Annotated in this window: 11 protein-coding genes; 2 read left to right on the top strand and 9 right to left on the bottom strand. The window is 68.4% G+C overall.

Annotation, left to right across the window (positions count from 1 at the left end; all coding sequences use genetic code 11):
• Positions 1-11: 11 nt before the first annotated feature.
• The 3 genes from QM701_RS19445 to QM701_RS19435 form a co-directional block, all read right to left on the bottom strand.
• Positions 12-1463, bottom strand: coding sequence for a NarK family nitrate/nitrite MFS transporter (locus tag QM701_RS19445; RefSeq protein ID WP_415168649.1), 1452 nt, complete (start codon positions 1461-1463; stop codon positions 12-14).
• Positions 1464-1627: 164 nt separating this feature from the next.
• Positions 1628-2323, bottom strand: coding sequence for a response regulator (locus tag QM701_RS19440; RefSeq protein WP_415168648.1), 696 nt, complete (start codon positions 2321-2323; stop codon positions 1628-1630).
• Positions 2324-2567: 244 nt separating this feature from the next.
• Complete coding sequence (locus tag QM701_RS19435) at positions 2568-4454, bottom strand: type IV pili methyl-accepting chemotaxis transducer N-terminal domain-containing protein (RefSeq protein WP_415168647.1); 1887 nt, start codon at positions 4452-4454, stop codon at positions 2568-2570.
• A 322-nt stretch (positions 4455-4776) separates the two neighbouring features.
• On the opposite strand from QM701_RS19435, the gene QM701_RS19430 reads away from it, so the two are divergent.
• Positions 4777-5496, top strand: coding sequence for a TerC family protein (locus QM701_RS19430; protein ID WP_415168646.1), 720 nt, complete (start codon positions 4777-4779; stop codon positions 5494-5496).
• A gap of 92 nt (positions 5497-5588) precedes the next feature.
• Here the strand turns inward: QM701_RS19430 and QM701_RS19425 are convergent, their stop codons facing one another.
• Both QM701_RS19425 and QM701_RS19420 read right to left on the bottom strand, forming a co-directional pair.
• Positions 5589-6512, bottom strand: coding sequence for a dienelactone hydrolase family protein (locus QM701_RS19425; protein WP_415168645.1), 924 nt, complete (start codon positions 6510-6512; stop codon positions 5589-5591).
• Between the two features lie 79 nt (positions 6513-6591).
• Positions 6592-7497 (bottom strand): LysR family transcriptional regulator, encoded by a 906-nt coding sequence (locus tag QM701_RS19420; protein WP_415168644.1) that lies wholly within the window; start codon positions 7495-7497, stop codon positions 6592-6594.
• Between the two features lie 100 nt (positions 7498-7597).
• Between QM701_RS19420 and QM701_RS19415 the strand changes: the two genes are divergently transcribed.
• Positions 7598-8236 carry an NAD(P)-dependent oxidoreductase gene (locus tag QM701_RS19415; protein ID WP_415168643.1) on the top strand — a complete coding sequence of 213 codons (639 nt, stop codon included), beginning with the start codon at positions 7598-7600 and terminating at the stop codon, positions 8234-8236.
• A gap of 75 nt (positions 8237-8311) precedes the next feature.
• Here QM701_RS19415 and QM701_RS19410 read toward each other — a convergent pair whose 3' ends face one another.
• The 4 genes from QM701_RS19410 to QM701_RS19395 form a co-directional block, all read right to left on the bottom strand.
• Positions 8312-9106, bottom strand: coding sequence for an SDR family NAD(P)-dependent oxidoreductase (locus QM701_RS19410; protein ID WP_415168642.1), 795 nt, complete (start codon positions 9104-9106; stop codon positions 8312-8314).
• A 25-nt stretch (positions 9107-9131) separates the two neighbouring features.
• On the bottom strand, positions 9132-9449 hold the full coding sequence (locus QM701_RS19405; RefSeq protein WP_415168641.1) for a hypothetical protein: 318 nt from the start codon (positions 9447-9449) through the stop codon (positions 9132-9134).
• 19 nt (positions 9450-9468) lie between these two features.
• Positions 9469-10713, bottom strand: a complete 1245-nt coding sequence (locus QM701_RS19400; RefSeq protein WP_415168640.1) for a thiolase C-terminal domain-containing protein — start codon at positions 10711-10713, stop codon at positions 9469-9471.
• A 181-nt stretch (positions 10714-10894) separates the two neighbouring features.
• Positions 10895-12292, bottom strand: coding sequence for a GntP family permease (locus QM701_RS19395; RefSeq protein WP_415168639.1), 1398 nt, complete (start codon positions 12290-12292; stop codon positions 10895-10897).
• Between the last annotated feature and the right edge of the window lie 50 nt (positions 12293-12342).

Genomic DNA, 12342 nt, shown 5'->3' with positions numbered 1-12342 from the left:
TGCCGGCCGCTTCAGCAGGGCATGGCCGCGCCCTTGCGGGCGTAGTGCCACCACGTGACGGCGATGCATACGAGATAGAAGACGGCGAAGATCCATAGCGCCAGTTCCGGCCCGCCCGTGGCCGCGATCGAACTGCCGTAGCTCTTCGGGATGAAGAAGCCGCCGTAGGCGCCCAGCGCGCCGGCGAAGCCCAGCGCGGCGGCGGCCTCGGTGTTGCCCTCGCGGACCGCCCGCGCCCGGTCGGCCTCCTTGCCGTCCTTGAATTCGCTCAGCTTCAGGTTCATGAAGATCACCGGGATCATGCGGAAGGTCGAGCCGTTGCCGATGCCGGTGGTCAGGAAGAGCACCAGGAACATCAGGAAGAAGCCGGCGAAGCTGCCCTCGGCCGGGCCGAACGGCAGGGCCAGCCCGCCGCCGCCCTTGGGCAGGAAGCACAGCACGCCGAGCACTGCCACGGCCATGACGGCGAAGTTCCACTGGGTAACCCGCGCGCCGCCGAGGCTGTCCGCCATCCAGCCGCCGACCGGCCGGGTCAGCGCGCCGACCAGCGGGCCGAGCCAGGCGAAGGCGAGCGGGTTAACCTGTGGGAACTGGCTCTTGATGAGCAGCGGAAAGCCCGCCGCGAAGCCGATGAACGAGCCGAAGGTGCCGAGATAGAGGAAGCACATCAGCCAGGTGTGCCTGCGCCGGAAGATCGCCGCCTGCGCCGAGAACGACGCCTTGGCGTCGGCGATGTCGTTCATGAACAGCCAGGCCAGCACCGCGGCCAGGACGATCCAGGGCACCCAGACGAAGGCGGCGTTCTGCATCCAGACGTGCGCGAGGTCGCCATCCTGGTCGAGCACGATCTGCGGCGCGCCGGCGAAGACGCCGAACACGCCCACGCCGACCACCAGCGGCGTCAGGAACTGCACCACGGAGACGCCCAGGTTGCCCAGCCCGGCGTTGAGCCCCAGCGCCGAGCCCTTGCGCTCCTTGGGGAAGAAGAAGCTGATGTTGGCCATGCTGGAGCTGAAGTTGCCGCCGCCCAGGCCGCACAGCAGCGCCAGGACCAGCATGGTCGAATAGCTCGTCGCCGGGTCCTGCACCGCGTAGCCGATGCCGACGGCCGGCACCAGCAGCGAGGCGGTGGAAATCGCCGTCCAGCGCCGCCCGCCGACCAGCGGCACCATGAACGAATAGAAGATGCGCAGCGTCGCCCCCGACAGCGCGGGCGAGGCGGCCAGCCAGAACAGCTGGTCGGTGGTGTATTTGAAGCCCAGCTGCGGCAGGCTGACCGCCACCACGCTCCACATCTGCCAGATGGCGAACGCCAGGAACAGCGACGGCACCGAAATCCACAGGTTGATCTTGGCGATGGCCTGGCCCTCGCGCTCCCAGAAGGCTTTGTCCTCCGGCGTCCATACGCGGAGCACGGACCCCGGACGCGAGGTCGCGCCCGCACCGGCCGTACGGGTAGTCATGCTGGTTTCCCCCCTTTTTTTCGCATGCCGGCAATGTAGGGGGCGGCGGCCGAACGCGGTATCCCTCCGAAGAGGCATGGCGGCTGGCCGGAAGAACTACACCGGGCGGCCGGCGCATAGTTCGAAGGAACTATTCCCAGCTCACTGCGAGCGCGGCTTGGGAGTCAGGTCAGGCCGTTTTCCGAGGCGATGACGGCGGCCTGCACGCGCGTGGAGACGCCGAGCTTGCGCAGGATGTGCTGCACGTGGATCTTGACCGTGGCCTCGGCGATGCCGTGCTCGCGCGCGATCTCCTTGTTGCTGGCGCCGCGCGCGATGCCGCGCAGCACGTCGATCTCGCGCGGCGACAGGCCGGCGATCGCCTCGCCGGCCCGTACGGCGCCGACGGCGGGGGCCGCCGGATTCGGCGCGTCGGCGACGGCGGCCTCGCGGTAGGCGGCGACGAGCTTGCTCATCATTTCCGGCGCGATCGCGCTCTCGCCCTCCATCGCGCCGAGGATCGCCGCGACCAGCGCCTCGCCTTCGGCGGTCTTCAGCAGGTAGCCGACGGCGCCGCCGCGCAGGGCGGCGCCCAGGTCGCGCTCGTCCTCGCTGACCGTGAGCATCAGGATGCGCGCCTCCGGCGCCGCTTCGCGCAGGGCCGGCAGCGCGTCGACGCCGGCCACGCCGGGCAGGTGGTTGTCGAGCAGGATGACGTCGGGCCGCAGTTCCTGCGCGCGCCGCAGGCCCACGCCCGCATCCGGCGCGTCGCCGACCACCCGCAGGCGGGAATCGCGCGCGAGCAGCGCGGTCAGCCCGCGCCGGAACAGCGTGTGGTCGTCGATCACCAGGATGCGGACCGGCGGGATGGGCGCGCTCATGCCCGGCCTCCGCCGCCGCCCGCTCCCCGCCGCGGCACAGCCGCCTCGCCCTCCCCTTCAAGGGGAGGGTTGGGGTGGGGATGGGGTAAAAGCTTCGCTCCCAAGCCCGCGCCGCACGAACCCCATCCCCCTCCCGGCCTCCCCCTTGAAGGGGAAGGAGCCGATGGCCGCGGCACGCTTCCCGAATAGGCCAGCCACGGCAAATCGGCGCTGTGAGCGCCCCTCTCGGACCGCCGGGCGGCGCTCATGCCTGCCCCCCGCCGCTCGGCCCCTGCGGCGGCAGCGTGAGCACGACCGAGCTGCCCTGTCCGGGCGCCGAGACGATTTCCAGTTCCGCGTCGATGCGCTGCGCTCGTTCCTTCATGATGCGCAAGCCTACATGAGTTTCGTCGCCCCGATCGCCGCCGGCGTCGAAGCCGATGCCGTCATCCCGCACCTCCAGGCGCCAGGCCGGATGCTGGCGCACGTCGAGGGCGACGCGGGAGGCGCGCGCGTGCTTGCGCACGTTGGACAGGGCTTCCTGGACGATGTGCAGCACCTGGATCTGCCGGTCCGGCGCCAGCGGAATGCCGTGGCCCTGGATGGAGAGCACGGTCTTCACGCCGCTCTGGTGTTCGAACTTGCGCAGCGTCGAGGCCAGCGCGGCTTCGATGTCCTCGGCATTGGCGCGGGTGCGGAAGTGCGTCAGCAGCTCGCGCACGTCGCCGTAGCTCTCGCGCACGCCGGCGTCGATCTCGTCGAGCGCGGCTGCGCGCTGCCCCGCGTCGCCCAACTGCAGCGCGTCGCGCAGCAACTGCACCTGGATCTTCAGGAAGGCCAGCGACTGGGCGATGGAATCGTGCAGCTCGCGGGCCAGGTGGAGCCGTTCCTGGGCGATGGCGGCTTCCTTCTCCAGCGCCGCGAGGCGCAGGTTCTCCATGGCGCTGGCCAGGTGGCTGCCGAGAGCTTCGAGCAAGGAGCGCAGCGCCGGCGCGGGCCTGACCCTGGCGCAGAAGAACAGGTCGACCTCGCCCATGGTCCGCTCGTGCAGGCAGACCGGGACGTTGATCACGGTCTTGAAGCCGGCCTGGGCGCAGGCCAGGCTGTCCGGCCCGGATTCGTCCTGGATGGGAATGACGCGCACGCCGGGGTTCTCGGCGACCGTGCTGCAGTGGCAGGTACCGCGCTCCAGGCACTGTTCCGCGTCGAGCAGCGCCTGCGGCAGCCCCTGCGAGGCCAGCATCAAAAAACGCTGGTTGCCCCGGTCGGACCAGCGCAGCGCGACGCCGTCCGCGCGGGCGATGCGCGCCACGATCTCGACGAAGCCCTGCGCCAGGTCGGCCAGCGCGGTGGTGTTGGCGACCAGGTTGGTCACCTCGTAGAGCCCTTCGAGGCGCTCGCGCTTTTCCTCCAGCTCGGAGGTCTTCTCGGCGACCTTGTGTTCGAGGTGGCGGTACAGCGACTGCAGGTTCTCGGCCATGCCGTTGAACCCCCGGGACAGCGTGCCGAACTCGTCCGAACTGGCATGCTCGACGCGGGCGTCGAAATTCCCCGCCTGGATGCTGCCGATCGCCTGCGCGAGCTTGCGCACCGGCCGCAGCACGAAGACCAGCCCGGCCAGGACCAGCGCGGCGGTGACGACCACGGCCAGGACCAGCGCCGACAGCTGCAGCAGGTGCAGCAGGGCGGTCTGGCGGGCGAGGTGCGACTCGATGCCGATGACCAGCGCGTCGATGCGCGCCACGAATTCGTCCGTATCCCGGCGCAGGTCGCGCCCGGCGGCGGGCGGCCCGTCGAGCCAGCGCGTCCGGAAGGCCGCCCAGTCGCGCTCGACCGCCGGAAACGCGGCTCGGACGCGGTCGTCCCAGGGCACGGCCAGGGGCCGCTCCGGGTCGCCGTGGAGCAGCACCGACAGGCTGCGCTCGAACGCCTCGATCTGGCGCGGCAGGTCGTCCCGCCGGCCCTCGTCGACCGACAGCGCCAGACGGTAGGCCTGCATGCGCATCCGCCCTGCCTCGTTCACCGCGGCGGCGCCGCCGTCGAGCTGGCGGGACATCCACAGCATCACCACCGTCGAGCACAGCACGAGCAGCAGGAAGGGGATTCCCACCATGGCGAGCTTGGCGCCGAGAGTCCATCGTGTCTTCTGCATGTCGAGCCGATCCGGATCAGTGACGCGAAGAATTGTAGGGGATCGGCGGTTGCCGGCCTGCCGATTTGCGCCGACCCGTTAACAAATCGAAAAATTCGAAGGGTCAACTAAGTAATTTCTGATTACTAATATGCCCTGTATCGACTAGCATCTTGTACCTTTTTTTGCCGCGCCCCTGCTCGTTGCGGACGCGGCGGGAAAAGCGAGCCTCGGTTTTCATAACAAAAAAATAATTCTTCTCCGTTTCGGAGCAGTCGGTCGGTCGTTCCGGCAGTTTTCGATCCGGTCTTTTTTGGATTGCACAAAGGAAGAGATGATGGAAATGGAGTTCTTGGTTGCGCTGATGCAAATCATGATGGTCAACATCGTGCTGTCCGGCGACAACGCGGTGGTGATCGCGCTGGCCGCCCGCAATCTGCCGGCCCGGCAGCAGAAGCAGGCCATCCTGTGGGGCAGCGGCGGCGCCATCGTCCTGCGCATCATCCTGACCATCGCCGCCGTGGCGCTGCTCAAGATTCCCTTCCTGCAGTTCGCCGGCGCGCTGCTGCTGATCTGGATCGCGGTCAAGCTGCTCATCGAGGAGGACGAGAGCGAAGGCCAGCACCACGCGCACGACAACCTGCTCGGCGCGGTCAAGACCATCCTCGTCGCCGACGTGGTGATGAGTCTGGACAACACCCTGGCCATCGCCGGTGTGGCCAAGGGCGACTGGCCCCTGCTGATCACCGGCCTGGTGCTGTCCATTCCGCTGATCGTCTTCGGCAGCACGATCATCATGAAGATGATCGAGCGCTTTCCGATCATCGTCTATATCGGCGCCGGGCTGATCGCCTATACGGCGGGCGAGATGATCGATTCGGACGCGGCGGTGCAGCCCTACCTGCCGCACGTCTTCCATGACACGCCGTATCTCGGCATCCTGCTGGTGGCCGGCGTGATCGCCTACGGCTGGTGGTACAACACCGCGCGCGGACGCACGCCCGAGGCCGTGCTGCGCGCCGACGAGCACGCGGCGGAACGGCTGGAAGACCAGATCGACTGAGCATCGCCCGCGCGCGAAAAAGGACGGGAGCCGGCGCGGCTCCCGTTTTGTTCGTCCACGAACCGGGAGGCCCGGCTCCCGCGCGCCGCGGATCAGGCCAGGTGGGTTTTGAAATGGCTCAGCGTCCGCTGCCAGGACAGCTTGGCCGCCGCCTCGTCGTAGCGCGGCGTCGAGTCGTTGTGGAAGCCGTGCTGCGTGCCCGGATAGACGTGTATCTGGTAAGAAACGCCGGCCGCCTTCAACGCCGCCTCGAAGGCCGGATAGGTGGCGTTGATGCGCTCGTCGTGCTCGGCCAGATGGCATAGCAGCGGTGCCCGGATGTTGGCCGCGCTGGCCGTGTCCGCCGCCACGCCGTAATAGGGCACGCCGGCCTGCAGCTCGCCGCCGAGCGTCGCGGCGAGGTAGTTGACGATCCCGCCGCCGTAGCAGAATCCGGTCACCCCGAGCTTCTTGGTCGACAGCGCGTGCGCCTTGAGGAAACGCGCGCCGTTGAGCAGGTCGGCGCGCAGCTTGGCCTGATCGAGCTTCGCCTGCAGTTCGCGCCCGTCGTCGTCGTTGCCCGGATAGCCGCCGAGCGGATACAGCCCGTCGGGCGCCAGGGCCAGGAAGCCCTCGACGGCGAGCCGGCGCGCCACGTCCTCGATGTAAGGGTTGAGGCCACGGTTCTCGTGCACCACCAGCACGGCGGGAAACGGGCCGCTGCCGGCCGGCTGCACCAGGTAGCCGCGCATCGTCCCGGAGTTGCCGCCGGGCGACGGATAGGTCACGTAGGAGCCCTTGAGCCGGGCATCGGTGAAGGAAATCGTCTGCGCCCTGGCATAGCTTGGCAGCAGCGCCTGGGCCATCGCCAGTCCCGAGCCGCCCGCCACGGCGATGGCGGCGGCGCGGGCGAGGAACTCCCGCCGGTCGATGCGCCCGTGGCAGTACTCGTCGTAGAGATCGAAGACGCGCTGGTCGATCTCCTGCTGCGTGATGCCCCGCTGCGCGGCGCGTGCGGCGGCGGACGTGTCGTTCATGCTGGCCTCCTCTACGGACGGAATCGATCGGGGGATGACACGTCACAGACCATGGCCCGGGCGCACCGGTTCCGCCGTTTCAGCCGCCGGGCTCGTCCCACGCCGGCCGTTCGCCGAAGCGCTCGGCCAGGAAGTCGATCAGGGTGCGCAGGATCGCCGGGAGAAAGCGGCGCGACGCATAAACGCCGTAGATGCCTTTCTCGGGCACCCGCCAGTCGTCCAGCAGCGGCACCAGCGCGCCGGAACGCAGGTGCGGCGCGACCTGGTAGGTCGGCTGCATGGAAATCCCGGCGCCGGCCAGCGCGGCCTCGGCGAGGACCGACACTTCGTTGGCGCTGAGATTTCCCGCCACCGGCACCGCCACCTCGCGCCCGTCGCGCTCGAAGCGCCATTCGCTCCGCCCGAAATAGGCGTAGGTCAGGCAGTTGTGCCGGGACAGGTCCTCGATCGTCCGCGGCGTTCCGCACCGCGCCAGGTAGGCCGGCGCGGCGCAGACCACCGAACGGCAGACCGACAGCCTGCGCGCCACCAGCGCCGGGTCGAGGTCGTCGCCGATGCGGAGGGCGAGGTCGATGCGCTCCTCGACGAGATCCACCTGCCGGTCGAGCAGCAGCAGATCGACGTGCGCGGCGGGATGGCGACGCACGTACTCGGCGAGCGCCGGCGCCAGATGCCGCCCGAACGAGGGCGTCGCCGTCACCCGCACCGTGCCCCGCGGCCGGCCGCCGCGCTCGTCGAGCCCGTCGCGCAGTTCATCCACCTCGCCGAGCACCCGGCGGCAATACGCCAGGCAGGACGTCCCCGCGTCGGTCAGGCTGAGGCGCCGGGTCGTCCGGTGCAGGAGACGCGCGCCCAGCCAGTCCTCCAGTTCGGCGAGATGGCGCGTCGCCACCGCGCGCGACAGGTCCAGCGCCTCGGCGGCGGCGGTCAGGCTGCCCTTGTCGACGGCTTCGACGAAGACGCGCATGGCGGTGATCCGATCCATCATTTGCTCTATTTATGGAAACAATTCATTGCATTATTCGCTATTTTTCAAAGCATATATAGCGCATAGACTGCGTTTTTCACCACCGCAAGGAGGCATCATGAAAATCGCATTGATCGGCGCCACCGGCAACATCGGCCGGGAAATCGCCCGCGAGGCAGTGCGTCGCGGCCACGCCGTGACGGCCGTCGTCCGCGCGCCGGGCAATCTGGCCGCCGGGATGCCGGGGATCGCCGTCAAGACGGCCGACCTTTTCGACGCGGACGCCCTACGCGCCGCCGTCGCCGGCAGCGACGTCATCGCCAGCGCCTTCGGGCCGGGCGCGAACTCGGCTCCGCAGAGCGTGCCGCAAGCGACCGAGGCCCTGATGGCGGCGGCCCGCGCTGCGGGAATCAAGCGTCTGGTGATGGTCGGCGGCGCGGGCAGCCTGGAGATCGCGCCCGGCAAACAGTTGGTCGACAGCCCGGATTTTCCCGCGGCCTACCGGGACGTCGCGCTGGCGCACCGGGAAGCCTTCGACAGGCTGCGGCAGGCGGACGACCTGCAATGGACCTTCTTCGCCCCGGCCGCGATGATCGGTCCGGGCGAAAAGACCGGCAGCTACCGCGTCGGCCGCCGGACGCTGCTCGCCGACGCCTCGGGCCGCAGCGCCATCTCGTACGCCGACTACGCCGACGCCTTCGTGACCGAACTGGAAAGCGGCGCCCACCCGCGGGAGATCATTACCGCCGCGTATTGATCCGGCGGAGGAGGCGGGAAACCTTTCTCGCCCGCGCTGAAACGCTGGCCGGGGCGCCGCCCCGGCCAGCCGGACTTACTTGGCGATGCCGCCCGGATAGCACAGCCCGCCGGTGATCTCCAGCGTCGTCGCGTTGATCGCCTCGTTCTCGACGCAGTGGCCGATCAGGCGCGCGATCTCGTTGGGATCGACGAGGCGGCCGAGGTGCACGTCGGCGAGGATGGCCTTCAGCGCGTCCTGGTTCATGCCGGTGAGCATCGGCGTGGCGGTGTAGCCCGGCGCGATGCCGACGCAGCGGACGTTGCGGATGCCGCGCATGAGGAACTCGCCGACCACGATCTTCGGCAGCAGCGCATCGGCGACCTTGGCCGACGAGTAGTTGAGCTGCCCGACCTGGCCGACCTTGTTGACCGACGAGATGGTCACCAGCAGGCCCGGCCAGCCGCCGTTGACCATCGCCTCGGCGGCGTCGCGCACGGTCAGGAAGGTGCCGGTCAGGTTGGTGTCGATGACCGGCTGCCACTTGTCCAGCCCCATCTTGCGGTTGACCTTGCCGGTCTCCTTGTCCAGCGCCAGCATGGTGCCGTCGCGGATGATGCCGGCGCACGACACGGCGATGTTGATCTGGCCGAAGGCCTCGACGGCCGCCTTGATGAACCTGGCGGTGTCCGCCTCGCTGGTCACGTTGGCCTGCACGCCGATGACCTCGCCGCCCGCCTCCTGGATGTCCTTGACCACGCGGTCGATGTTCTTCTGCACCATGTCGACGATGACGAGCTTGGCGCCGTTCCGCGCGAAGTATTTGGCGACGGCTTCGCCGATGCCGTTGCCGCCGCCGGTGATGACGGCTACGCTGCCCTTGATTTCCATGCTTTTCGACTCCTCTCGTTGGTTGCTAGCGATCGTTCGGGAACGAGGCGCTGTTCTTGTTCCAGTAAATGAAGTTGGGATGCGCCACGTCCGGCGGCACGATCTTCAGGTCGCCGACCGTCAGCGGATGCGCCACGTCGGGCCCGACGCAGCGGATGCCGACCGGGAAGATGGCCTGCACTAGCCGGCGCGCGCACGCCTCGATGTCGCTGGCCGGCACGCCGGCGAACAGCCCGGCGCCGACGATGCCGCCCTTGCCGTCGGCATTCCGGTAGGCGATGACCCAGCGTCCCTGCGCCTCTTCGGCCAGGAACTCCATGTCGTTGTAGGTAAAGCAAATCATGGTCGCTCCTTCGCCGCGCTCATTTGGGCGCCTTGAGCACGGTCACGCAGTTGGTCACCGCCGAGCCGCCGACGTTGAACACCACGCCGACGTCGGCCTTCTTGGCCGCCACGCCGATCGGCTCGCCGATCAGCTGCTTGTAGGCCAGCGCGTGCATCGATGCGCCGGTGGCGCCGACCGGGTGCCCCTTGGACTTGAGCCCGCCGGACAGGTTGACCGCCACGCGGTCGTCGCGGGTGAAGCGGCCGTCCACGTAGTCGTAGCCGGCGCGCCCGTCGCGCGACAGGCCGAGCGCCTCGGTGGACAGGATCATGTTGATGGTGAAGCAGTCGTGCACCTCGGCGAAATCGATGTCCGCGGCGCTGATGCCGGCTTCCTTGTAGGCCTTGGCCGCGGCGTCCTTGCCGGCCATCAGCTCGTGCATGTTCGGGCGCGCATTCTCCGGCAGGCGCTCGATCGAATGGCCGATGCCGGCCACCTGCACGGCGCGCTTGGCGCCGGCCACCCGCTCCGTCGGGGCGAGCACCAGCGCGGCGGCGCCGTCGGTGACCAGCGAGCAGTCGTGCAGGCGCAGCGGCGGCGCGATCATCATGTTCTTGCACTTGCCCTTGGCGTCCGGCTCGTTGAGCTTCATGATCTCCTCGACCGTGGCCGGGCCGTTCTTCACGTGCGCCAGCGGGTTCTCGGCGCCGTTGCGGTAGCACAGCGCGGCGCTGGTCCACAGCATGCGTTCGAGCTCCGCGTCGGCAATGCCGTAGTGCTTCTGGTAGCCCTTGGCGTAGGCGGCGAAGAGCATCGGGAAGGACCAGCCCTTCGATCCCTCGCTCGGCCAGTGCGAGCAGCAGGCCAGCACGTGCGTCACCTGCGGCGTGGGCAGCAGGTTCATCTTTTCCACGCCGATCACCAGCACGTTGCGGAAACGGCCGGACTCGATCGCATAGACGCCGTCGTAGAAGGCCACCGACGACGACGCGCAGGCGCATTCGCAGCGCGTCATCGGCTTGAAGCGCAGGGCCGGGTCGATCTCGGCGGCGAGCGGCGCGACGTGTTCCTGGTTGATGAACGACGCCGGCGAGCACGACCCGACGTAGATCGCGTCGATGTCGGCCGCGTCCAGCCCGGCGTCGCGGATGGCGCCGCGCCCGGCCTCGATCAGCAGGTCGTAGTAGGTGCGGGTGTCGGTGATCAGGCCGCTGGCCTTGTCCTTCTTGACGAAGGCGCCGAACTCCGTGTTGTAGGCGCCGATGATGCTTGCTTTGGACATGATGGTTTACCTCGTAGAACTCTCGGTTGAAAACTCATTGACCCTGGCGGACGCGGCGCGCGGCAAAAACCTCCCCCTGCCGCCGCCGGCACTGCGGGACGGAGCGCGTCGTCCGTCCCCCGGACCCTGCCGCGAAGCGCGCTTCCCGGCGGGGTCCGCCACGGGCACCTTCCCTGCCGGCTTACACCAGCCCGGTGAGGTAGTAGACGGCGATCACGAAGAAGACCGCCGTGGTCTTGATGCAGGTGATGGCGAAGATGTCCTTGTAGGACTGGCGGTGCGTCAGGCCCGTCACGGCCAGCAGCGTGATCACCGCGCCGTTGTGCGGCAGGGTATCCATGCCGCCGGAGGCCATCGCCGCGACGCGGTGGAAGACTTCCAGCGGAATGCCCGCCGCCTGCGCGTTCTGCACGAAGGTCTCGGCCATCGCCGCCAGGGCGATGCCCATGCCGCCGGAGGCCGAGCCGGTGATGCCGGCCAGCGCGGTGACCGTGATGGCTTCGTTGATCAGCGGATTGGGGATCGAGGACAGCGCCTGCGCCACCACCAGGAAGCCCGGCAGGGCGGCGATGATGGCGCCGAAGCCGTATTCCGAGGCGGTGTTCATGGTCGCCAGCAGGGCGCCGGCGACGGCCGACTTGGAGCCTTCGGCGAAGGTCTTGATCACCGTACGGCCGGCGAAGATGAAGACCGCGGCGATGCCGATCAGCAGCGCCCCTTCGACCGCCCACAGCGAATAGACCGACTTGATCTGCTGCACCACCGGCGCCGCCTTGCCGATCACCGCCGGCACGAAGGAATGGCTTTCCCCGTAGATCAGCGGGATGGTCTTGGTGAACACGTAGTTCATCACGCCGACCAGGATCAGCGGCAGGATGGCGATGAACGGATGCGCCAGCTTCTCATGCTCGAAGGGCGCCGGCTCGTTGACCAGGCTGGTGCCATAGCCCTCGCCGGCCGCCATGGCCCGGCGCCGGCACCATTCGAGGTAGGCGATGCCGACCACGAAGATGAAGATGGCGCCCAGCGTGCCGAGGATCGGCGCAGCGTAGATGTTGGTCTTGAAGAAGGTGGTGGGGATGATGTTCTGGATCTGCGGCGTGCCCGGCAGCGAGTCCATGGTGAAGGTGAAGGCGCCGAGCGCGATGGTGCCCGGGATCAGGCGCTTGGGAATGCCGCCCTGCTTGAACAGTTCCGCGGCGAACGGGTAGACCGCGAACACCACGACGAACAGCGAGACGCCGCCGTAGGTCAGGATGCCGCAGACGATGACGATCGAGATGATCGCCCGCGAGGAGCCGATGAACTTGATCACCGAGGCGACGATCGCCTTGGAGAAGCCCGACAGCTCGATCACCTTGCCGAAGATGGCGCCGAGCAGGAAGATCGGGAAGTAGGCCTTGACGAAGCCGACCATCTTGTCCATGAACAGCCCGGTGAACATCGGCGCGACCAGCGTGGGGTCGGTCAGCAGCACCGCGCCGAGCGCGGCGATCGGGGCGAACAGGATGACGCTGTAGCCTCGGTAGGCGACGAACATCAGGAAACACAACGACGCTAGAACGATCAGGAAACTCATGGATTGACCTCCGTGGATGATGCTGTTTTTCTAATTTCCGGGCGGCGGCG

Source organism: Propionivibrio sp., assembly GCF_047602565.1.
Taxonomy (GTDB): domain Bacteria; phylum Pseudomonadota; class Gammaproteobacteria; order Burkholderiales; family Rhodocyclaceae; genus Propionivibrio.
This window is presented reverse-complemented; position numbering and strand designations above follow the sequence as displayed.